Annotated in this window: 19 protein-coding genes; 6 read left to right on the top strand and 13 right to left on the bottom strand. The window is 70.7% G+C overall.

Features of this window, described 5'->3' with window-relative positions:
- The 3 genes from FPZ12_RS35205 to FPZ12_RS35195 all read left to right on the top strand — a co-directional run bounded on the left by FPZ12_RS35205 (position 1) and on the right by FPZ12_RS35195 (position 3433).
- Positions 1–1323, top strand: a complete 1323-nt coding sequence (locus tag FPZ12_RS35205) for an MSMEG_1061 family FMN-dependent PPOX-type flavoprotein (protein ID WP_144750459.1) — start codon at positions 1–3, stop codon at positions 1321–1323.
- Between the two features lie 508 nt (positions 1324–1831).
- Positions 1832–2614: a F0F1 ATP synthase subunit A gene (gene atpB, locus FPZ12_RS35200; RefSeq protein WP_243770201.1), complete on the top strand. Its 783-nt coding sequence runs from the start codon at positions 1832–1834 to the stop codon at positions 2612–2614.
- 69 nt (positions 2615–2683) lie between these two features.
- A complete protein-coding gene (locus FPZ12_RS35195) occupies positions 2684–3433 on the top strand; it encodes a DUF899 family protein (protein WP_144750457.1) in 750 nt (249 codons plus the stop codon).
- 62 nt (positions 3434–3495) lie between these two features.
- On the opposite strand, the gene FPZ12_RS35190 is transcribed toward FPZ12_RS35195, so the two are convergent.
- From FPZ12_RS35190 to FPZ12_RS35180, 3 genes are all read right to left on the bottom strand, one after another.
- Complete coding sequence (locus tag FPZ12_RS35190) at positions 3496–5652, bottom strand: (Fe-S)-binding protein (RefSeq protein WP_144750455.1); 2157 nt, start codon at positions 5650–5652, stop codon at positions 3496–3498.
- Positions 5653–5701: 49 nt separating this feature from the next.
- Positions 5702–6145, bottom strand: coding sequence for a hypothetical protein (locus FPZ12_RS35185; protein ID WP_144750453.1), 444 nt, complete (start codon positions 6143–6145; stop codon positions 5702–5704).
- 98 nt (positions 6146–6243) lie between these two features.
- On the bottom strand, positions 6244–7113 hold the full coding sequence (locus FPZ12_RS35180; RefSeq protein ID WP_144750451.1) for a sigma-70 family RNA polymerase sigma factor: 870 nt from the start codon (positions 7111–7113) through the stop codon (positions 6244–6246).
- Between the two features lie 65 nt (positions 7114–7178).
- On the opposite strand from FPZ12_RS35180, the gene FPZ12_RS35175 reads away from it, so the two are divergent.
- Positions 7179–7877: an FMN-dependent NADH-azoreductase gene (locus FPZ12_RS35175; protein ID WP_144750449.1), complete on the top strand. Its 699-nt coding sequence runs from the start codon at positions 7179–7181 to the stop codon at positions 7875–7877.
- Here FPZ12_RS35175 and FPZ12_RS35170 read toward each other — a convergent pair.
- From FPZ12_RS35170 to FPZ12_RS35145, 6 genes are all read right to left on the bottom strand, one after another.
- Positions 7835–8269, bottom strand: a complete 435-nt coding sequence (locus FPZ12_RS35170) for a VOC family protein (protein ID WP_144750447.1) — start codon at positions 8267–8269, stop codon at positions 7835–7837. The two genes, FPZ12_RS35175 and FPZ12_RS35170, sit on opposite strands and share 43 nt — an antisense overlap.
- Positions 8270–8302: 33 nt before the next feature.
- Positions 8303–8692 (bottom strand): YchJ family protein, encoded by a 390-nt coding sequence (locus FPZ12_RS35165; protein ID WP_144750445.1) that lies wholly within the window; start codon positions 8690–8692, stop codon positions 8303–8305.
- Positions 8693–8710: 18 nt separating this feature from the next.
- Positions 8711–9601, bottom strand: coding sequence for a DMT family transporter (locus FPZ12_RS35160; protein WP_243770200.1), 891 nt, complete (start codon positions 9599–9601; stop codon positions 8711–8713).
- Positions 9602–9824: 223 nt separating this feature from the next.
- Positions 9825–11993 (bottom strand): xanthine dehydrogenase family protein molybdopterin-binding subunit, encoded by a 2169-nt coding sequence (locus tag FPZ12_RS35155; protein ID WP_144750443.1) that lies wholly within the window; start codon positions 11991–11993, stop codon positions 9825–9827.
- Complete coding sequence (locus tag FPZ12_RS35150; RefSeq protein WP_144750441.1) at positions 11990–12991, bottom strand: FAD binding domain-containing protein; 1002 nt, start codon at positions 12989–12991, stop codon at positions 11990–11992. Before FPZ12_RS35150 ends, FPZ12_RS35155 begins: the two co-directional genes overlap by 4 nt.
- Positions 12988–13476 (bottom strand): 2Fe-2S iron-sulfur cluster-binding protein, encoded by a 489-nt coding sequence (locus FPZ12_RS35145; RefSeq protein ID WP_144750439.1) that lies wholly within the window; start codon positions 13474–13476, stop codon positions 12988–12990. Before FPZ12_RS35145 ends, FPZ12_RS35150 begins: the two co-directional genes overlap by 4 nt.
- A 79-nt stretch (positions 13477–13555) precedes the next feature.
- On the opposite strand from FPZ12_RS35145, the gene FPZ12_RS35140 reads away from it, so the two are divergent.
- Positions 13556–14209, top strand: coding sequence for a TetR/AcrR family transcriptional regulator (locus FPZ12_RS35140; protein ID WP_144750437.1), 654 nt, complete (start codon positions 13556–13558; stop codon positions 14207–14209).
- A gap of 584 nt (positions 14210–14793) precedes the next feature.
- Here FPZ12_RS35140 and FPZ12_RS35135 read toward each other — a convergent pair.
- Positions 14794–15375: a V-type ATP synthase subunit E family protein gene (locus FPZ12_RS35135; protein WP_144750435.1), complete on the bottom strand. Its 582-nt coding sequence runs from the start codon at positions 15373–15375 to the stop codon at positions 14794–14796.
- 188 nt (positions 15376–15563) lie between these two features.
- Here FPZ12_RS35135 and FPZ12_RS35130 point away from each other — a divergent pair, with 188 nt between their 5' ends.
- Complete coding sequence (locus FPZ12_RS35130) at positions 15564–17780, top strand: glycoside hydrolase family 15 protein (RefSeq protein WP_144750432.1); 2217 nt, start codon at positions 15564–15566, stop codon at positions 17778–17780.
- On the opposite strand, the gene FPZ12_RS35125 is transcribed toward FPZ12_RS35130, so the two are convergent.
- From FPZ12_RS35125 to FPZ12_RS35115, 3 genes are all read right to left on the bottom strand, one after another.
- Positions 17767–18894 (bottom strand): NAD(P)/FAD-dependent oxidoreductase, encoded by a 1128-nt coding sequence (locus tag FPZ12_RS35125; RefSeq protein ID WP_144750430.1) that lies wholly within the window; start codon positions 18892–18894, stop codon positions 17767–17769. The two genes, FPZ12_RS35130 and FPZ12_RS35125, sit on opposite strands and share 14 nt — an antisense overlap.
- A gap of 157 nt (positions 18895–19051) precedes the next feature.
- Positions 19052–19174, bottom strand: a complete 123-nt coding sequence (locus FPZ12_RS35120; RefSeq protein WP_144750427.1) for a ribosomal protein bL36 — start codon at positions 19172–19174, stop codon at positions 19052–19054.
- A 55-nt stretch (positions 19175–19229) separates the two neighbouring features.
- Positions 19230–19865, bottom strand: coding sequence for a nitroreductase family protein (locus FPZ12_RS35115; RefSeq protein WP_144750425.1), 636 nt, complete (start codon positions 19863–19865; stop codon positions 19230–19232).
- Between the last annotated feature and the right edge of the window lie 269 nt (positions 19866–20134).

Raw genomic sequence — 20134 nt, 5'->3', positions numbered from 1 at the left:
GTGCCCACGGCGGTCTGTTACGCGACGGTGCTGGCCGCCCGTCGCGTGACCCCGGGGATGCTGCGGCTCACCTTCGGCGGTCCGGAGGTGAGCGGGCTGACCAGTGGTGGGTATGACCAGCGCGTGAAGCTGTTCATCCCGCCCGCCGGGCAGCTCGTGCCGCGGCTGCCGCTGGGCGAGGACTGGTATGGCGAATACCGCGCGATGCCGGTCGAGGCGCGGCCGATCCTGCGCACCTATACGATCCGCGCGCACCGGCCCGAGGCCGGTGAGTTCGACATCGACTTCGCCGCGCACGGGCACGACGGCCCGGCCACGGATTGGGCGCGGCGCGCGCGGCCTGGCGACATTCTGGGCATCGTGGCCCCGGCGAAGGGCACTGTCGCGCCGGCGGGCGTGGAGTACCGGCCGGGCGAGGCGGACTGGCAGTTGTTTGTCGGGGACGAGACCGCGTTGCCGGCGATCGGCTCGATCATCGAAGCGTTGCCGGAGCGGGCGAAGGCGCTGGCGTTTCTGGATGTCGCGTCGCCTTCGGACACGCAGCGGTTCACCACGGCCGGCGACGTCCAGGTGAGGTGGCTGCCCCGTTCCGCCCGGGGCTCGACGACGCTGGAAGCCTTGCGTGCCACCGAGTTCCCGGCCGGGCGCCCGTACGGCTGGGTGGCGGGGGAGGCGAAGCTGGCGCGCGCGGTGCACCGGCAGCTGACCGAACGCGGCTGGCGGGACGACTGGATCTACTGCGCCGGGTACTGGAAGGGGAGCCCGGTCACGGAGGTGGCGTCGGAGGCCGAGTTGCGCACCATAGTGGAGCCGCCGCACGAGGCGATCGCGGAGAAGTCGATCTCGTACGTGGACCCGGTTTCGGCGGAGTTCCTGGCTCGGTCGACGTTCTTCCTGCTCGCCACCGGGGGCGAGGACGGTGCGCTGGACCTGTCGCCGCGGGGCGATCCGGCGGGCAGCATCGTGGTGCTCGACGAAGGGCGCGGTATCGCGATCGCGGACCGGCGCGGGAACCGGCGGCTGGACAGCATGCGGAACATCCTGCGCGACCCGGGCGTGGCGATGCTGTTCATCGTGCCGGGGATCGAACACGCGCTGCGGATCAACGGCCGCGCGCGGATCGTGCGGGAGGAGTCGTTGCTGGCGCGGCTCGCCGACCGCGGGAAGCCGCCGGAACTGGCGCTGGTGGTGGACATCGACGAGCTGTTCGTCCACTGTGGACAGGCACTGAAGCGCTCGGCGCTGTGGGAGCCGTCCCGCTGGCCGCGCGGCCCGGTCCCGACGGCGGGTGAGCTGTTCAAGAGCCACACCGGACTGGGCTGACCAGGCCGCGGCGCGGGTCGGCCTGTGTGGCCGGGAGCGGCGGCGGTGATGGGCGGCGCTTGTGGGGCGGCGGCCGCTGTGGTGCCCGGTTTCCGTGGCGTGTATCGGCGGAGGGGCGGTGGTGTTTTCGGGCTAGTCGGCTAGCGCTTGTCTCGGCAGCGCGCGGCGGTGCTCGGTTTCCACGACTTTGCTTCGCCGGGGGCCTGTGTCGGGATAGCCGGGCGAGAATTCCGTCGATGGCGGCCGCGTCGGCCTCGCTGCCCGGTTTCCACGGCCTGCTTGGGCGGCTGGGCGGTGGTGTTGTGTCGGGCCCGTGGGCTGGCAGCGCCCTCGGCGCGGCGGGCGCTCCGGTGCCAGGCTCCCGAAGCCTGTCCCGCCGCAGCGATGGGGGTCCTGGCGCCGCCCGGCCCGGTGGTATTCCTTCACCCGCGATATCGCGATACCACCCCCAGGTGCCCGGTTTCCGGTAGTTTGAGTGGTGCCGACCGCCTGGGGGAAGGAGTCCGGTTTGGCCGCGCTGGTGCTCACCGACGACGCCACGTTCACCCCGCCCACGGCACGGGATTTCGATCTCGGGCCCCTCTTCTGGGGGCTCACCAAGCCGATGCTGCTGGTGCTCTGCTCGGTCGTCATCGTCGCCGGGTTCTTCCTGCTCGCGTCGCGGCGGTTGAAGATCGTGCCGGGGCGTGTGCAGTTCGCGGCCGAGCTCGCCTATGAGTTCCCGCGGAACACGATCGCCCGCGAGCAGATCGGCACGGGAGAGTTCCGCCGGTTCGTCCCGCTCATCCTCGCGCTGTTCAGCTTCGTGCTGGTGAACAACCTCTTCGGGCTCATCCCGGTCCTGCAGTTCCCGACGATGGCGCGGATCGGGTTCCCGCTCGCGCTGGCCGTCCTCGTGGTGTACCCGGTTTACCACTACGCGGGGGTCCGCAAGTACGGCGTCGGCGGGTACTTGAAGCGCACGCTGTTCCCGGCGGGCGCGCCGAAGCCGGTGTATTTGCTGCTGACCCCGATCGAGCTGGCGCTGAAGTTCGCGCTGGACCCGGCGCTGCTGGCGATCCGGGTGTTCGCCGCGATGTTCGCCGGGCACCTGATCCTGATGGTGTTCACCGTCTCCGGCGAGTTCCTGCTGCTGCATGCCGGCGCGGTGGCGAAGCCGGTTTCCCTGGTGTCGTTCGCCTTCGCGATCCTGATGACGTTCGTGGAGGCGCTGATCCAGGTGATCCAGGCCTACGTGTTCGCGTTGCTCTCGGCCAACTACATCGGGGCGGCGCTCGCCGGGGAGCACTGAGCCCGCGATGAGTTCCGGCGCCGGCGCGGGTCTGTTCTGATATCCGCACATCCCATCCTGGAGGACATCATGACGCTGCCCGGCCGCCCGCCCGTCGTCGACTTCGCCACCTGGCAGGCCGCCCGCGACGAGCTCCTGGTCCGCGAGAAGGCCCACACCCGCGAGGGCGACGCGATCGCCGCGGCCCGGCGGCGGTTGCCGATGGTGGAGCTCGACGGCAAGACCGAAGTGGTGGGCGCGGCGGGCCCGGTCCCGTTCCTCGACGTGTTCCAGGGCCGCGACGAGCTGGTCACCTATCAGCACATGTGGTACGACGGCGCGCCGCACCAGGGTCAGTGTGAAGGCTGCACCACCACTGCCTGGCATCTGCAGGACGTCGACGCCTATCTGAACGCCCGCGGTGTCTCGTATGCGGTTCTGACGGCGGGCCGCTGGGACGAGGTCGCCCCGTACGTGGAGTTCATGGGCTACACCCAGCCCTGGTATTCGCTGGACACGCCGATCGGCGGCGGGATGGGCCGCATCAGCTGCTTCCTGCGCGAGGGCGACCGCGTGTTCCTGACGTACACGACGACGGGCCGGGGCAATGAGCGGGTCAACCCGTCGATCAACCTGCTGGACATGACGGTCCACGGTCGCGGCGAGGCGTGGGAGGACAAGCCCGAGGGCTGGCCGGAGGGGAATCCGGCCTGCTGGACCTGGCGCACCGACGCGGACGGGAACTCCACCTGGGGCGACACCGGCCGCCCCACGCCGCAGTGGACGCGGCCCGGCGCGACCCCCGTGCAGACGTTGGGCCGCAAGGGATCCATGCACTGACCTCAGGCCGGACAAGCGGGTGCCGGAGCACCAGGCAGCCCGGCGGCGCTTCGAAGCAGGAGTTACCCGAGGGCGGACCGGTCGGACGTCGTCTCGGGCGCGGCCTCGCGGGTGACCGACTCCAGTAGCACCTGCGCCACGTCGCGTACGGCCACGTCCTGGCCGAGGTCTTCGTTCTGCCGTTGCACCAGTCCGTCGGTGATCATGACCTTGCAGAACGGGCAGCCGGTGACGATCGTGCCCGCCTCGGTGCCGAGCGCCTCGTCGACCCGTTCCAGGTTGATGCGCTTCCCGATCTTCTCCTCCATCCACATCCGTGCCCCGCCGGCGCCGCAGCACAGGGAGCGTTCGGCGTGCCGGGGCATTTCGGTGAGCGTGGCGCCGGTGGCCTGGACCAGTTCGCGCGGCGGGGTGTAGACCTTGTTGTGGCGCCCGAGGTAGCACGGGTCGTGGTAGGTGAGTGGTTTGCCCTCCACGGGCCCGACGCCGTTGACGGTGGTGCCCGCGACGGGGGCGACGGGCACGAGTTTCTTCTCGCGCACCAGCCGGTTCAGCAGTTGGGTGTGATGTACGACCTCGTAGTGGCCTTCGAGTTGCGGGTATTCGCGGCCGAGGGTGTTGAGGCAGTGCGGGCAGGTGGTGACGATCTTGCGCTGGACCGGTTCGCGGCCTTCGAAGACGGCGTTGAGCGTTTCTTTCGTTTCCTGCGCGAGCATCTGGAACAGGAACTCGTTGCCAGAGCGCCGCGCCGGGTCACCGGTGCACGTCTCGCCGTCGCCGAGGACGGCGAAGCTCACGCCGGCGAGGTGCAGCAGTTCCGCGGTGGCGCGCACCGTTTTGCGGGCGTTGTCGTCGAACGCGCCCGCGCAGCCGACCCAGAACAGGTATTCGACAGCGTCGTCCAGCGTGCCGTCGCACACGGGCACCTCGAAGCCGAGGTCCTTGGCCCAGTCGAGGCGCTCGGAGTTGTTCTGCCCCCACGGGTTTCCCTTGTTCTCGAGGTTCTTGAACAGGGTGCCCAGCTCGGTCGGGAAGGCGCTTTCGATCAGCACCTGGTGCCGTCGCAGGTCGACGATGTGGTCCACGTGCTCGATGTCGACCGGGCACTGTTCGACGCACGCCCCGCAGCTGGTGCACGACCACAGCACGTCCGGGTCGATCACGCCGCCCTCGTCCTTCGGCGCCACGAGCGGCACCTCCGGGCGGTCCGCCTGGTCCTTCCCGCCGATCAGGTAGGGCGCGGTGTCGAACAGGCTGTCCCGCAGGTCCATGATGACCATCTTGGGGGACAAGGGTTTCCCGGTGTTCCACGCCGGGCACTGGGACTGGCAGCGCCCGCATTCGGTGCACGTGGCGAAGTCCAGCATCCCCTTCCACGTGAAGTCCTCGATCTTGCCGCGGCCGAACACGGCGTCCTCGTCGGCGTCCTCGAAGTCGATCGGCTCGCCGCCGGACTCCATCGGCAGCAGCGGGCCGAGTCCGTCGGGCATCCGCTTGGCCGTGACGTTGAGCGGGGCCAGGAAGATGTGCAGGTGCTTGGAGTTCAGCACGATCACCAGGAACACCAGCATGACGCCGATGTGCAGCAGCAGCCCGACGTCCTCGAGCACCACGGCGGTGTCATGCCCCGCGAGACCGATGAGCTTGCCGAGGCCGAGCGAGACCCAGGCGCCGTTGTCGTAGGGGAACGTGCCCGCCGCCGCCGAGGAGCCGCGGAACAGGAACATCGTCCAGACCACGTTGAAGATCATCAGCAGGATCAGCCACGCGCCGCCGAGGTGCGAGCCGTAGAAGCGGGACTTGCGCTCCTGGCGGTCGGGGGCGTTGCGCAGCCGGATGATCGCGAACGTGACGAGCGAGAGGAGCACCGCCACCGCGATGAAGTCCTGCAGGAACCCGAGCACCGCCCAGTGCCCGATCCACGGGATGCTGAAGGTCTCGTCGAACAGGCTGCCGTAGGCCTCGAGGTAGACCGACGCCAGGATCACGAAGCCCCAGAACGTGAAGAAATGCGCCACGCCGGGCACGGACCATTTGAGCAGTTTGCGCTGCCCGAAGACCTCTTCCAGCTGGGCGCCGATCCGCCGCCCGAGGTCGTCGAAGCGGCCGTGCAGCGGCTGCCCCGACCCGATGAGGCGGTAGAGCCACCAGGCCCGCCGTCCCGCGAAAGCCAGTCCCGCCACCGTGATCAGCACGCCGACGAGCATTCGAACCAGCACGTGTCCTCCGCAAACTCGGGTACGTCTTCCTCGCGGGTCCGCTCGTGGGCTAGGTGACGCCGAGGTAGCCCTTCCGCGATTTCGAGCCGGCGCGCCATGGCGCGCCCGGGCGGCGTGTGGCCGTGTAGTAGCGGCAGGCGTAGGCGGCGCAGCGCATCTTGCGGACGCGCCAGTGTTTGAGGAACAGGGTGCCGCCGGTGTGTACCCCGAGACGGAGGTAATGTCTTGTGCCGTAACGCTTTTCGTGTTGCCAGGCCTCGTACTCGCCGGTGGCCCAGCCCAGCCAGGCCCGCCGCAGGACGACGCCGGTGGCCGCGCCGCCGCGCATGACGTGCGCGCAGAACCGGTGCAGGACCTGGAGATCGGGCAGCCCGTCGGCGTCGGTGCCGGGGGAGAGGTGCTCGATGACGACGTGGCCGGGATGGCGCCGTTCGCCGCTGAACCGGACCGGCAGCCCGCAGTAGGAACACCCGAAACCGTCGAGCCGCACCATCGGCAAGCCTCCTCGATCTCCGACCGGGCCAGTGTGACGCCAACCACTGCCGCGGTGTCAAGGAAAGCCGGCCCGATACGGCCGGATGGCCTAGCGGCCTATTTCGGTGGTGACAAGGGAAAATCGTCGAAAACCGTGATCTTCAGGGCGCGGAGCCGGGCCGGTTCGGAGATCACTTCGTAGCCCGTGATGCGGTCTTCCTCGACCGTTACAGAAAGCGCTATCAGCAGTTTTCCGAACGGGGCGACCACGGCGCCGACGCGTCCGTCGATCATGGCGGTGGCGGCGAAGCGGGAGCGGCGCCCGAAGCCGGCCGTCTCGCGCGCGACGATGTCCGAACCGCGCGCGACGGTGGCCCGGCCCGGCGGCAGGGCGGAGGCGTCGGCGCGGCGCACCACGTCGGGGGCCAGCACGGCCAGCAAGCCGTCGAGGTCGCCGGTGCGCGACGCGGCGAGGAACGCCTCGACCACCGCGCGCTGGCGTTCCCGTTCGGCGCGGGACACGGTCGGCGTGCCCTGGATGCGGTGGCGGGCGCGGCTGGCGAGTTTCTTCGTCGCCACCACGGACCGGTCGACGACGGGGGCGATTTCGTCGAACGGCACCGCGAACAGGTCGTGCAGTACGAACGCGACGCGCTCGTGGGGGGAGAGGGCGTCGAGTACGACGAGCAACGCCCGGCCGACCGCGTCGACGAGCACGGCTTCCTGTTCCGGGTCGCTTTCCCACACCTGTTCGGGCAGTTCGGCCCAGGGTTCCTCGGCGCGGGCGGCGCGGGCGCGGAGGTGGTCGAGGCAGATCCGGGACACGACCGTGGTGAGCCAGCCCGCGAGGTTCCCGACCCCGGTCGTGTCGGTGCGGTCGAAGCGGATCCACGCCTCCTGCACCGCGTCCTCGGCCTCCGCCGCGGAGCCCAGCATCCGGTAGGCCACCGCCCGCAACCGGCCCCGGTGTGCTTCGAACTCGTCCATGGTCACCTTTCCCGCCCGTCGTCCGTCACCTCGTTGACGTGTCCCCACCGAGGAAGGTGACCCCGATGACGAACCTGCTGCACGTGGACTCCAGCGCCGGGCCCGCGGGCCTGTCGGTCAGCCGCGAGCTGACCGCGCGCTTCGCCGCGACCTGGCGCGAGCACCACGGCGACGCCGGTTACCGCTACCGCGACGTGGTGGCCGATCCGGTGCCGCTGGTGAACCCGGCCTACGTGACGCTCGGCACCCGGGTGGAACGCCTCGGCACCGTGCCGCGCGGCAAGATCGCCGAACTGGCCGAAAGCGCCGCCGAGGAACGGGAATGGGCGCTGACCGACCCGCTGGTGGAGGAGGTGCTGGCGGCCGGGACCGTGTTGATCGGCACGCCCATGTACAACTTCAGCGTGCCGGCCGCGCTCAAGGCGTGGATCGACCGGATCACGTTCCCCGGCGTGTTCACCGACCCCGGCACCGGCGAAAGCCTCCTCGCGGCGACACGCGTGGTGATCGTCGCCGCGCGCGGAGGCGGATACGGGCCCGGCAGCCCACGCGAGGGCTTCGACTTCCAGGAACCCTTCCTGCGCAAGTACTTCGAGAACCTCGGCGTCACGGACTTCACGTTCATCCACGCCGACCTGACCCGCGCGGCGGACATCCCGCAGCTGCACGCGCTGCGGGATCTGGGGGCGGCCTCGTACGCGACGGCGGCGGACCGGGTGGTTCAGGAGGCCGGCGGCGGGGCGGTGAAGATGCAGAACGGGTGACCGGCCGGATCGGCGTACGCGCGCAGCGGCTCCTCGGGATCGTCCGAGCGGTCCAGCAGGAGCCGCGCGCCGAGCGCCAGGACGTGCTCGTGCTGCTGATCCAATTCCGCCACCGTCTCGACCGTCAGATCGAGGTGGAGCTGCTGCGGGACCGGGCCTTCGGGCCAGGTGACCTCCGGCAGGCGCGCCACGGGCTGGAACGCGAGCCCGGGCCCGCCCGCCGGATTGCGCAGCACCAGCCACTGCTTCGCCTGCGGGTCGGGCTCGCCCTCGGCGGGCGGCTCGTCGCCCGGGCGGTAGCGGAAACCCAACAGCCGCCGGTAAAACTCCGCGAGCGCGCGGGCGTCCGTGCAGTCGAGCACGGTGTTGCGCAGCCACGGGAACTCAGCCATGATCGCCAGTCTGCCGCCGGGCGGTGGACCGCGCTACCTGGTTTCGCTGACGTAGAACCAGCGGCCGTTTTCCCGGGTGAAAGTGCTGTGCTCGGCGTGCACGTGCTCCTCGCCATCGGCGCGGTAATGCGCGCGGAATTCGACGGTGCCGTCGGTGTGGAAGGCGCTGCCGCCGGAGGTGGACAGGATCTCCAGCCGGGTCCACTCCGCGGGCCGGCTGTCGAGGTCGATCGTGGCCGGGCGGGTGCTGGGGTGCCAGGACTCCCGCAGGTATCCGGCGTCGCCCACCGCGAACGCGCTGTACCGCGAGCGCATCAGCTCCTCCGGCGTGGCGGCCACGGCCTCGCCGCGGTGCAGCCGGCCGCAGCAGCTGCCGTAGGGCTTCCCGAGCCCGCACGGGCAGGGTGTGTTCTTCCTGGCCATGCGGCCGATTGTGCCAGGTCAGCGCCGCCGCGAGAGGGCCACCCCGGCCAGGCAGATCACGCCGCCGACGAGGGCGGCCACCGGCGGCACCTCGCCGAGGAACAACGCGCCGAGCGCGATGGTGATCGGTGGTACCGCGTACGTGCTGATCCCGAGCCGCCCGGCGTTGACCCGCGCCAGCGCATACGCCCAGGTGCTGAACGCCAGCGCTGTCGGTACCACGCCGAGGTAAAGCAGCCAGCCCGTCGACAGCACCGGAGCGGCCGCGATGTCGTGGATCAGCGAGGGTGCGAACGGCAGGCACGCGATGGCGGCGACAGTGCACGCCAGCCACGTGACCTGCAGCGCCGGGATCCGCCGCAGCACGGGCTTCTGCGCCAGCACGCCGATCGCGTAGGTGACGGCCGCGGTCAGGCACAGCAGCACCCCGGCGAGGTCGGCGGAACCGGTGCTGGTCGCCATCCCCACCAGCACGGCCCCGGCGAACGCGACCACCGCGCCGATCAGCAGCCAGCGCGGGAACCCTTCGCGCAGCAGCAATCCCGCGAGCAGCGCGATCAGGATCGGGCCGATGTTCACGAGTATCGCCGTGGTGCCCGCGTCGACGTGGTGCTCGGCGGCGTTGAGCGCCACGTTGTAGACGCCGAACCAGGCCAGTCCACAAAGGATGATCAGCGCCCACTCCCGGGCGTTCGGCATGACCCAGCGGCGGCTCACCAGCAGCGAGACGCCCAGCGCGAGCGAACCGGTCACCAACCGGCCCAGTGCCAGGGAATCCGGCTGGAAGGACGCGCCGACGTAGCGGATGGCCACGAAGGCGGAGGCCCAGGCGAGCACGGTGACCGCGACCGCGGCGAGCGCGCTCCAGCGGTACCGGCTGGCCGGGGTCGTGGGCAGAGTGGTCGTCACGGCGGCGACGCTACCTGCCGGGAACCGGCCGGTACACGCGGTTTTCGGACGTGGGGCTAGGTTCTGTTTTATAAGCGGCGGAGCCGGTTGCGGCGGGCCGTCAATCGACACCGCCGGGGTTTGAATCGGTGGAGCCGCGCGGAGCGCGTCTGTTGAGGGTGGTGGCGGGTGACGGGAGGGGCCCCTACCCGCACCGCCACGCAAACCACATTCGAAACACTTCCTAGAGCAGCTTGTCCAGGGTGATCGGCAGGTCGCGGATCCGCTTGCCGGTCGCGTGGTGGACGGCGTTGGCGATCGCGGCCGCGACGCCCGTGATGCCGACCTCACCGACCCCGACCACCCCGAGCGGCATCGTCGGATCGGGCTCGCCGAGCCAGGTCACGTCGATCGGCGGCACGTCGGCGTGCACGGGCACGTGATAGTCGCCCAGCCCGGGATTCATGATCCGCCCGGTGCGCGGGTCCACCAGGGTGTGCTCGCTCAGCGCCATCCCGATGCCCATCACGATCCCGCCACGCAGCTGGCTCGCGGTGGTCTTCGCGTTGACCACCCGGCCCACGTCGAACACCCCGAGCCACCGCGAGACCCGCACCTCCGCGGTGTCCGGATCGACCCGGACCTCGCAGAAATGCGCTCCCGCGGCCGCTTTCGCCCAGCGACGGCTGTCGAGGAAGAACTTGGCGAAGAACTTCGCCTGCCCCAGGATCCGGCCGATCCCGGAATCCGCGCCGACCGCGACCTCCACAAAGGACCGTCCCGAGCGGCGCACCAGATCCGGCAGATCCGCGCCTCCGCCCGCCCGCAACCGGCGCCGCAGCTTCGCGCAGGCCGCCAGCACGCTCCCGGCGACGCTCGCCGTCTGCATCGACCCGCCCGCGCCCGGCGCGATCGGCAGCGCGGAGTCGCCGTATACGACGTGGACCGCGTCGAAGGGCACGCCCAGCGCGTCGGCCACGATCTGCGCCTGCGCGGTGGCGCCGCCCATGCCCATCTCCTGGAACCCGCACCGCAGCACCACAGTGCCGTCCGCGGCCAGCCGCAGCGTGACGTTCGCCGTGAACTGCCAGGCCGGGTGATAGGCCGACGCCACGCCCATCCCGACGAGCCAGCGCCCGTCCCGCATCGAGCCCGGCTCCCGGGTCCGCGAGGCCCAGCCGAACCGCTCCGCGCCGAGTTCGTAGGCCTCGCGCAGCATCCGATGGGAGAACTTCTTGCCGTCCAACGGGTTCACGGCGGGTTCGTTGCGCAGCCGGAACTCGATGGGGTCGATCCCGAGCGTGCCCGCGAACTCGTCGACGGCCGACTCCAGCGCGAAGGTCCCGATCGACTCGCCGGGCGCGCGCATCGACGTGTTGGGCACCAGGTCCAGTTCGGTGATCTGCTGGCGCAGCAGGATGTTGTCGGCCGCGTAAAGGTGCTGGGACTGCGAGGTGATCTGCTCGGGAATGCCCCCGGTGCGGCCGACGCGCGCGACGCTGGTGTGGATCAGCGTGGTGAGCCTGCCGTCGGTCCCCGCGCCGAGCGCGACGCGCTGGACCGACGGCGTGCGCCCGCCGACGGTGCGGTAGACGCCTTCGCGGGTCAGCATCAGGCGCACCGGCCTGCCCGTGGCCCTCGCGGCGAGCGCGGCGAGGATCGTGCCCGCCCAGATCGAGCCCTTGCCGCCGAACCCGCCACCCACGTAGGGCGCGAGGACCCGCACGTTCGCGAGCGGGATGCCGAACCGCCGGGCGAGGTGGCGCCGGAACCAGTCGAGGGTCTGCGTCGCGTCGTGCACGGTGAGCCGGTCGCCCTCCCACACCGCGGTGGTGGCGTGCGGCTCCAGCGCATTGTGGTTGTAGACGGGGGTGGTGTAGCGGAGGTCGACGGAGACGGGGGCTTCGGTGAGCGCCCGTTCCGCGTGGCCCTTCTTGGCGAAGCCCTGCGAGATCGGGCTGTTCTTCTGTTGCCGGGCATGGGGCGCGGCGGTTTCGAAGTCCACAGTGGATGCACGCTGCTCGTACGTGACCCGAACCAGGTTCGCCGCTTCCCTTGCGGCGTCGAGGGTTTCCGCGACGACGACGGCGACCGGCTGGCCGTCCCAGTGCACTTCGTCGGTCTGCAGGTAGTTGACCTGGGTGCCGGACACCATCGAGGGCAGGTTGAGCGGGTTGACCTTCTGCGGCGGTTTCAGCGGGGGAGCGTTGTGGTGCGTCAGCACCGTGACCACCCCGGGCAGCGCTTCCGCCTCGCGGGTGTCGATGGCGGTGATGCGGCCGCGGCTGATCGTGGCGTGCACGAGCGCGGCGTGCGTCAGGCCGGGATAGGGGTATTCGGCGGAGAACTTCGCGGCGCCGGTGGTCTTGGGGCCGCTGTCGACGCGGTCCAGGGGCAGGCCGAGCACGGTCATGCGGAGTCCTTCCCGAGCCCGGCGAGCGTCGCGACGATCGTGCGGCGCGTGAGCTCGATCTTGAAAGCGTTGTCCGGTGTCGGCCTGGCTGTCGCGAGTTCGGCGTCCGCGGCATGCGCGAAGGACTCGGCGGTGGCGGACGCGCCCAGTAGCGCACGTTCGGCTTCCGTTGCGCGCCAGGGCTTTGTGGCGACGCCGCCGAGCGCGAGCCGGACCTCGGCGACCCGTCCCTCGGCGACCCGTCCCTCGGAGACCCGGAGCGCGGCTGCCACGGAGACCAGAGCGAAGGCGTAGGAGGCGCGGTCGCGGACCTTGCGGTAGCGGGAGTTCGCGGCGACGGGCAACGGCGGCAGGTCGACGGCGGTGATCAGCTCGTCCGCCTCGAGTGTCGTCTCCACGTGCGGGGTGTCGCCGGGCAGCCGGTGGAACTCGCCGATCGGGATCCGGCGCACCCCGCGCGTGCTCTCCACCTCGACGGTCGCGTCCAGCGCGGCGAGCGCGACACACAGATCGGACGGGTGGGCGGCGAAGCAGTGTTCGCTGACGCCGAGGATGGCATGGTTGCGGGTGAACCCGCCGGCGGCCGCGCAGCCCGCGCCCGGCTCACGCTTGTTGCACGCGGCGGCGCGGTCGTAGAAATACAGGCAGCGCGTGCGCTGCAGCAGGTTCCCGCCGATCGTGGCCATGTTCCGCAGTTGCGCCGAAGCCCCGTTGAGGATGGCCTGCGCCAGCATCGGATAGCGGGCGCGCAGCAGCGGATGCCCGGCGACCTGGCTGTTGCGGGCCAGCGCGCCGATCCTCAGCCCGCCGCCCGGCAGCTCTTCCACGGCGGTCAGCGGCAGGCGCGTGATGTCGACGACCGTGCCGGGATGCTCGATGTCCTGGCGCATCAGGTCGACGAGGTTCGTGCCGCCACCGAGGAACTTCGCGCCCGGCTCGGCCACCGCCTGCAGCGCCGCGGGCACGTCCGGCGCGCTGACGTAGGAAAAGGGTCTCATCCGGCCACTTCCTTGATCGCTTCGACGATGCCGTTGTAGGCGCCGCAGCGGCACAGGTTGCCGCTCATCCGCTCGCGGATCTCCTCCTCGGTCAGCTCCGCCGGGGTCTCGCCCTCCGGGTCGGTGACCGCGCTCGGCGCGCCTTCCTTGTGCTCGGCGAGCATCCCGATCGCCGAGCAGATCTGGCCGGAAGTGCAGTAGCCGCACTGGAACCCGTCGTTGCGGGCGAACGCGGCCTGCAGTGGGTCGTCGACGCCTTCGATGGTGGTGATCTCGCGGCCTTCGTACTGCACGGCCAGCGCGAGGCAGGAGTTGATGCGCTCGCCGTCGGCGAGGACCGTGCACGCGCCGCAGGCGCCCTGGTCGCAGCCTTTCTTGGTGCCGGTGAGGCCGAGGTGCTCGCGCAGCGCGTCGAGCAGGCTCACCCGTGGCTCGAGGTCGAGCCGGTGCGTCGTCCCGTTGACCCGCAAGGTGGTGTCCGCCATGCGCCCGAAGTTAGCAGTACGATGTTCTCTTAACAAGTGGACAGCGTTCACTTAACGATGATCGTATGATGGCTGAGACATGTCTCAGGAAGCGTTCGTCCGGGCCAGGCGGCCGGAGCAGAAACAACAGCGGCGCGAGGCGATTTTGAAGGCCGCGCGCGAGCTGGCGGAGCGTGACGGGGTGCGCACGGTCAGCCTCGGCAGCGTGGCGGCGGAGGTGGGGCTCGCGAAGTCCAACCTGGCGCGCTATTTCGCCACGCGCGAAGAGATCTACCTTGAGCTCGCGACGCAGGAGTGGGAGAGCTGGGAGCAGGCGGTGCTCGAACGGCTGCCCGCCGCCAAGAACCGGGCCGAGGTGGTCGACGTACTAGCCGAAACCCTCGACGAACGCCCATTGTTCTGTGATTTGCTCAGCCACAGCGGAACCACGCTGGAGCACAACGTGTCGAGCGGCGCGGCGCGCGCGTTCAAACTCGCGATGCTGCGCGTGGGCGCGACGATCGGCGCCGCGATCACCCGCGTGTACCCGGAACTGACCGAGCAGGAAGCGTTCGAAGTAGCGACGGCGGCGGCCGGTGTCGCGGGCCTGCTGTACCCGGGCGCGAACCCGCCGGAGGTGATGGCGCGCCTCTACGCGACGGACCCCGAAGTGGCGGCCGCGTGCCTCCCCTTCGCGCCGACGCTGAAGCGGATGCTGGGCGCGCTGGTGGCGGGGCTGCCTTCGCTGCGCTGACGTTTCGGGGCCCCGGGCGCGTGCGTGTCGTTCGTGCCGACGGTGGAACGGATGTTGGGTGCGTTGACGATGGGCTGCGGTCGCTGCGGTGTTTTCCGTTCGAGGCCGTGGGGGCGGGTGTGCCTGCCGCTCGCACCGACGCTCGAATGGATGCTGGGTGCGTTGGTAGCGGGTCCGCCGTCGCGCTGATTTCTCTCCCGGATTCGGGGTGGTGGCGGTGTGTTGCCGTTGGCGCCGACGTTCGAATCGGATGCGGAGCGCGCGCTGATCGTGGGCTGCCGTCGCCGATTTTCGTTCGGCGCCGTGGGAGGCTCTGCCGTTCGCGCCGACGCTGGAACGGATCTTCGGCGCGTGGATGGCGGGACTGCCCTCGCGCCGTTCCCCCCGCCCCGGGGGCAGCGTGCCTGCTGTTGGCCCCGACGCTGGAACGGATGTTGGGCTGTTCGCGGTGTTACATTCCCTGCAGTGATGCTCGCAGCCCCCGCGGCCGTGCATACCGTTCGAAGGAACCTACTCGCTGCGCGGCTTTCCCTTCCGGGCAAACGAAAACCGCGGGCGGGCCCGCGGTTTTCCGTTTCCGGAATTCAGTTCGAGCTGGCCGCCGGTTCCGTCGTGCCGATTTTCGGCTTCGTCAGCGGGGCGCGCGGTTTGGGCGCGGTCGGTTTCCCGCGGCCGGTGATGTCGTCGACCTTGTCGCCGATCTCGGTGAGCTTCTCCAGCAGCGACTTGCGCACCTCGCGCAGCCGCTCGACTTCGGCCTCCGCCTCGGCGATCATGGTGCGGGCCTCTTCGGCCGCCGCCTTCGCCGCGGCCTCACGGTGCCGGCGCGCCGTGTCCGCCTCCTCCTCGATCTCCTTCCGCGACTGCGCCGCCTCCTTCTCGGCGGTCTCCCGGATTTCCCTCGCTTCGGCCTCCGCCTGCGCCACGATGCGCTCGACCCGCGCGCCGATCCCGCCCGAACCGACCACCTCCAGCGGCACCGACAGATCGGCGTTCAGCCCGGCCAGCCGCTCCTCGGCCTGCCGCAGCGCCTCACCCTGGCGTTTGGCCCGCGTGCGCATCTTGCGCACGTACTCGTCGACCTCCTGCTCGCTGTACCCGCGCCACTGCCGGCCGAACTCCGGTTCGCGCTCGGCGTCCTCGTCGGAAAACAAGCTTTCTGCCATGCCGACGAGTCTCGACTCAGCTTCCAGACGGTGCAATTCGGATCGGCGCATTTCCCCGGCAACTGCCCGGAAGACTGAATTTCACGTTTTCGGTTTGCACCCTTTCCGGCGAACGGCGGATTGAGTGGGGCGCACCGTGCTGGTTAGCTCCTGGACGGTTCGCACCCCGACCTCGTGGGAGATCAACGATGACGACCTCACGGCGAGAGTTCCTGCAGGCCGCGGCGCTGGTCGGCGCGGCGGCGGCCGCGGCACCGGCGACCGCCCAAGCCGAACAAACCCAGCAGACCCGGCAGACCCCGCAAGCCCAAGCCCCGCAAGCCCAAAAAGCCCAACAGACCCAGCAAACCGAGCAAGCCCCCGGCGGGCCCGGCGCCGACACCACCTTCACCCCGGCGGACAAGCTCGGCTTCGGCACGGCCCGCGGGGCGGAAAGCGCTGTCTGGTTCACCCTGGAGGGCGGCCGGATCTCCGAGACCTACCACCCCGACCTGAGCACCCCGGCCAGCCGCGAAACCCAGTGGATCGTCACCGACGGCGAAACCTTCGTGGAGCGCGTCACCGACGTGACACACCGGACGGAGGCACCCGACCCGCGCGTGCCCTCCTACCGGCAGGTGGCCACGGGCACGGGATGGACCCTGACCACCCGCGTGGTCACCGACCCGGCGCGCGCCGCCGTGCTTGTGGACGTCGACTTCCGGGCGCGGAAACCGTTGCAGATCTTCGTGCTGCACGATCCCGCGCTCGGCGGGGAAGGCACGGCGGACAGCGCTTTCCCGCAGGACGGCGCGCTCGTCGCCAGCGACGGCCGAACGGCCAGCGCACTGTTGGCGGGCAACGGTTTCAGCGAGTCCACCGTCGGCTACTCCGGCGTGAACGACGGCTGGACCGAGCTGTCCGCGAACCAGGGACGGCTGCTCCACCACTACGCCACCGCGGGCCCGGGCAATGTCATCCAGGTGGCACGCCTCCGCCTCGACGGCCGCACCACGACCCGCGAAACGGTCGTGCTCGGCTTCGGTTCCGCCCCCGGCGAAGCGGTCGGCGCAGCACAAAAGTCGCTGCGCCGCGGCTTTACCGCCGTGGCCAAGGAATACGCCCAGGGCTGGAACAGCTACCTCGCCGGACTGCCCGAGACTCCCGGCTCCGTGGGCAAGGCGAAGGACGTCTACACCACCTCGGTACTCATGCTGGCGTGCAGCGAGGACAAACGAAACCCGGGCGCCTTCATCGCCTCCCCGAGCATGCCCTGGGCCTTCGGCTTCGACCGCGCCGTCGCCCCGGAATATGGCTCCTACCACCTGGTCTGGCCCCGCGACCTCTACCAGATCGCCACCGGACTGCTCGCCGCCGGCGACCGCGCGGCCGCCGGGCGCGCGCTGGACTACCTGCTCCGGATCCAGCAACCGGACGGGCACTGGGCCCAGAACACCAAGGTCTCCGGCGAACCGTTCTGGACCTCCATCCAGCTCGACGAGACGGCGGCCCCGATGCTGCTGGCCTGGCTGCTCGACCGCCACGACCCGTCCACAGTGGACAAACTCGCCCGCGGCGGCGACTTCCTGCTGTCCTACCCTGGCGCCCCGTTCACCGAACAGGAACGCTGGGAGGAACAGAACGGCTACTCGCCCTCCACCATCGCCTCCGTGATCGCCGGGCTCGTGTGTCTCGCCGACCTGCTCGCGAAAGCCGGCCGCGACGGGACGAAATACCTTGCCACAGCGGACAACTGGGCCGCGGCGGTCGACGGCTGGACGGTCACGCGCACCGGCCCGCTCTCCCCGCGCCCGTACTACGTGCGCCTGACCAAGGACGGCGACCCCGACGCCGGAACCACCTACAACCTCGGCAACAACAACCCCGGCCAGGTCGACCAGCGCGCCGTGGCCGACGCCGGATTCCTCGAACTGGTCCGCCTCGGCATCAAACCGGCGGGCGACCCGGTCGTCGAAAACTCCCTCACCGTCGTCGACGCGCAGATCTCCACCGCCACCCCGGCCGGACGCCACTGGCACCGCTACTCCAGTGACGGCTACGGCGAACAGGCCGACGGGAACCCGTGGAACGTCAACCGCGCCGACCTCCAGCGCACCTACGGCCGACTGTGGCCGATCTTCGCCGGCGAGCGCGGCGAGTACGAACTCCTCAACGGTGACGCCCGGGCGGCCGCGGGCAGGCTCGCCGACATGGCCGCGACAGCGGGGGAGACCGGCCTGCTCCCGGAACAGGTGTGGGACACCAACCCGCCCTACCCGCGCACCCGCCCGGGCACACCGACCGCCTCGGCGACACCGCTGGCGTGGACGCACGCGCAGTTCGTGCGCCTCGCGTGGTCCGTGCAGCGCGGCCGGCCGGTCGAGTACCCGGACGTCGTGGCGGAGCGCTACCTCAAGCGGCGGTGATGGCCGACTCGATCTCGGCCCTGGCCTTGATCATCAGCTTCGGCTGCGTGACGCTCAGGTGCGCGGTGAGCCTCCCATCCGGGGTGTGCCACGCCGCGCTCCACTTGGGCTCGTCGCCATCGCGGATCTCCACCGAATCGGCGGGCCCGTGATGGCCGACGTACTGGATCTTCCGGCCGAACTGGTCGCTCCAGAAGTACGGCACCGGGTCGTGCACGGGCAGCGGCCCGCCGTCCCCGAGGATCACCGCGGCCACGGTTTCGGGCGCGGAGCGCGCGTCGTCCCAGTGCTCCACGCGCAGCCGCGTGTTCCAGCGCGGGGACCAACGCGCCGCGACGTCGCCGATCGCGTAGACGCGCTCGCGGTTCGTGCGCAGGTGCTCGTCCACCACGACACCGCGGTCGACCTCGATGCCGGAGCCCGCGAGCCACCCTGTCTCCGGGCGGACGCCGATACCGGTCACCACGACGTCCGCGTCCACGTGCGTGCCGTCGGTGAGCCGCGCGCCGGTCGCCGTCACCTCGGTGACCCCGGTGCCCAGGCGCAAGTCCACTTCGGACCACCACTGCGTGATCCGGTGCCCGACCTCTTCGCCCAGCGCCAGGGCGAGCGGCGCCGGACCGGGTTCCACGCACGTCACGCGGCAGCCCGCCTTCAACGCGGACGTGGCCACCTCGGCGTTGATCCAGCTGGCACCGGCGAGCAGCAGATGGGTCCCGGGCACCAGCCGGGCACGCAGCCGCGCCGCGTCTTCGGCCGTGCGGACCGTGAACTGCGGGCCGGGCCCTGGCAACCGGATGGGGCTCGCGCCGGTGGCGATGACCAGCGCGTCGAAAGGAACCTCGCCCTCGGTGGTGTGCACGACGTCGCGGTCCGGGTCCAGCGAGGTGGCCGGCACGCCGAGGCGGAGGTCCGTGCGCAGCGAGGAGAAATCGGTGCGGAGCGTCGTGTCGCGCTCCTCGGTCAGCGCGCCCTTCGTCAGCGGCGGCCGGTCATAGGGCGGACAGGACTCGGCGCACAGCACGGTCAGCTCCCCCTCGTGGCCTTTCGCGCGCAGCTGCTCGCACAGCCGTGCGGCCGCGAGGCCACCTCCTACCACCACAATGTGGCCCATCGATCGTCTCCTCAGCGCACTGACGGTCAAGGGGACATCGTGACACGCGGGCAAGCTCCGTGGCTGTGATCTCGGTCGGCCCTGCCGCACGCGACCCTGACGACAGCAACGCGGCCGGACGATCACGTCGCCCGGCCGCGTTGCTGTCGTCAGTGCGTCAACCCTGCCGCGTGTTCATCCTCGGGTTGCGCTTGTTGATCACGTAGGTGTGCCCGCGCCTGCGGACCACGATGGAGCCCGCCTGCCGCTTGAGCGACCTGATCGAATTCCTGGCCTTCATCCCGCCCGTCCTTTCTCCCCGTGCGCTGCAACGCTTTCCGGGCCGGGCGCATTCCCTACCAGCGGTCGCGGTGCAGCACCTCCGAGAGCGGCTGGCGCGCGGCGGGGCGGAAGGTGTCGCCGGTGTGGAAGGCCGTCGGGATCAGCGCCGCCTGGCGCACGTCGCGCGGCAGCCCGAGCACCTCGGCGGCTTCCTTTTCGTACACCAGGTGTAGCGACGTGTACGCGGTGCCGAGGCCGAGCGTGCGCGCGGCGAGCATGTAGCTCCACACCGCCGGCAGGATCGAGCCCCACAGCCCGGCCTGGTTGCCCGGCGGCAGTTTCCCGTCCGGCACGGTGATCGCGGGGACCACCAGCACCGGCACCTCGTGCAGGTGCTCGGACAGGTAGTCGGCGCTGTTCTGCACCCGGTGCTGGGTGGCCGCGCGCGATTCGTCGGAGGGGAAACGCTCTTCGGGGCTGGGACCGGCGCCGCGGTAGGCGTTGTAGGAGCGCCGGTACAGCTCCGCGAGCTCGGCGCGCTTGCCCGGGTCGGTGACGACGATCCAATGCCAGTCCTGCCGGTTCGAGCCGGTCGGCGCCTGCAAAGCGAGTGTCAGCGCCCGCTCGACCAGCTCCTGCGGCACGGGCCGGGTCAGGTCGAGGCGCTTCCGGACGGTGCGGGTGGTCGTCAGCAGCTCTTCGGGTGTCATGCCCCCGATCTTGACAGCCCTCCGGAAGCCGCGCGTCAGGGCGGCGTGTTGGCCCTTCCCGTCGCCGCGTTGGCCGCCCTCGTTGGCGTGTTGGCTGTCCCGGTCGGTGTGTTGGCCGCGCCCGGCCGTGTGTTGGCTGCGCCCGGCGGTGCGTTGGCCGTCGCCGGGCGCCACCACGTCGGCGAGGCGGGCCACCACATCGACGCGAGGGACAAACACATCGACGCGAGGGGCCAACACGCGAACGGGAGGGGCCAACACGCCGGGGG

The sequence above is a fragment of the Amycolatopsis acidicola genome, from assembly GCF_007713735.2.
In the GTDB taxonomy this organism is placed as follows: Bacteria; Actinomycetota; Actinomycetes; order Mycobacteriales; family Pseudonocardiaceae; genus Amycolatopsis_E; species Amycolatopsis_E acidicola.
This window is presented reverse-complemented; position numbering and strand designations above follow the sequence as displayed.

Bases quoted from the DNA above. Each gene is read 5' to 3' on its own strand.
- FPZ12_RS35125 (WP_144750430.1), bottom strand. From the start codon at position 18,894: ATGGGCCACATTGTGGTGGTAGGAGGTGGCCTCGCGGCCGCACGGCTG.
- FPZ12_RS35155 (WP_144750443.1), bottom strand. From the start codon at position 11,993: ATGACCGTGCTCGGCCTGCCCCTGGACCGCGTCGACAGCGGCCCCAAG.
- FPZ12_RS35145 (WP_144750439.1), bottom strand. From the start codon at position 13,476: ATGGCGGACACCACCTTGCGGGTCAACGGGACGACGCACCGGCTCGAC.
- FPZ12_RS35120 (WP_144750427.1), bottom strand. From the start codon at position 19,174: ATGAAGGCCAGGAATTCGATCAGGTCGCTCAAGCGGCAGGCGGGCTCC.
- FPZ12_RS35135 (WP_144750435.1), bottom strand. From the start codon at position 15,375: ATGGCAGAAAGCTTGTTTTCCGACGAGGACGCCGAGCGCGAACCGGAG.
- FPZ12_RS35150 (WP_144750441.1), bottom strand. From the start codon at position 12,991: ATGAGACCCTTTTCCTACGTCAGCGCGCCGGACGTGCCCGCGGCGCTG.
- FPZ12_RS35140 (WP_144750437.1), top strand. From the start codon at position 13,556: ATGTCTCAGGAAGCGTTCGTCCGGGCCAGGCGGCCGGAGCAGAAACAA.
- FPZ12_RS35195 (WP_144750457.1), top strand. From the start codon at position 2,684: ATGACGCTGCCCGGCCGCCCGCCCGTCGTCGACTTCGCCACCTGGCAG.
- FPZ12_RS35115 (WP_144750425.1), bottom strand. From the start codon at position 19,865: ATGACACCCGAAGAGCTGCTGACGACCACCCGCACCGTCCGGAAGCGC.
- FPZ12_RS35170 (WP_144750447.1), bottom strand. From the start codon at position 8,269: ATGGCTGAGTTCCCGTGGCTGCGCAACACCGTGCTCGACTGCACGGAC.
- FPZ12_RS35180 (WP_144750451.1), bottom strand. From the start codon at position 7,113: ATGGACGAGTTCGAAGCACACCGGGGCCGGTTGCGGGCGGTGGCCTAC.
- FPZ12_RS35130 (WP_144750432.1), top strand. From the start codon at position 15,564: ATGACGACCTCACGGCGAGAGTTCCTGCAGGCCGCGGCGCTGGTCGGC.
- FPZ12_RS35165 (WP_144750445.1), bottom strand. From the start codon at position 8,692: ATGGCCAGGAAGAACACACCCTGCCCGTGCGGGCTCGGGAAGCCCTAC.
- FPZ12_RS35185 (WP_144750453.1), bottom strand. From the start codon at position 6,145: ATGGTGCGGCTCGACGGTTTCGGGTGTTCCTACTGCGGGCTGCCGGTC.
- FPZ12_RS35175 (WP_144750449.1), top strand. From the start codon at position 7,179: ATGACGAACCTGCTGCACGTGGACTCCAGCGCCGGGCCCGCGGGCCTG.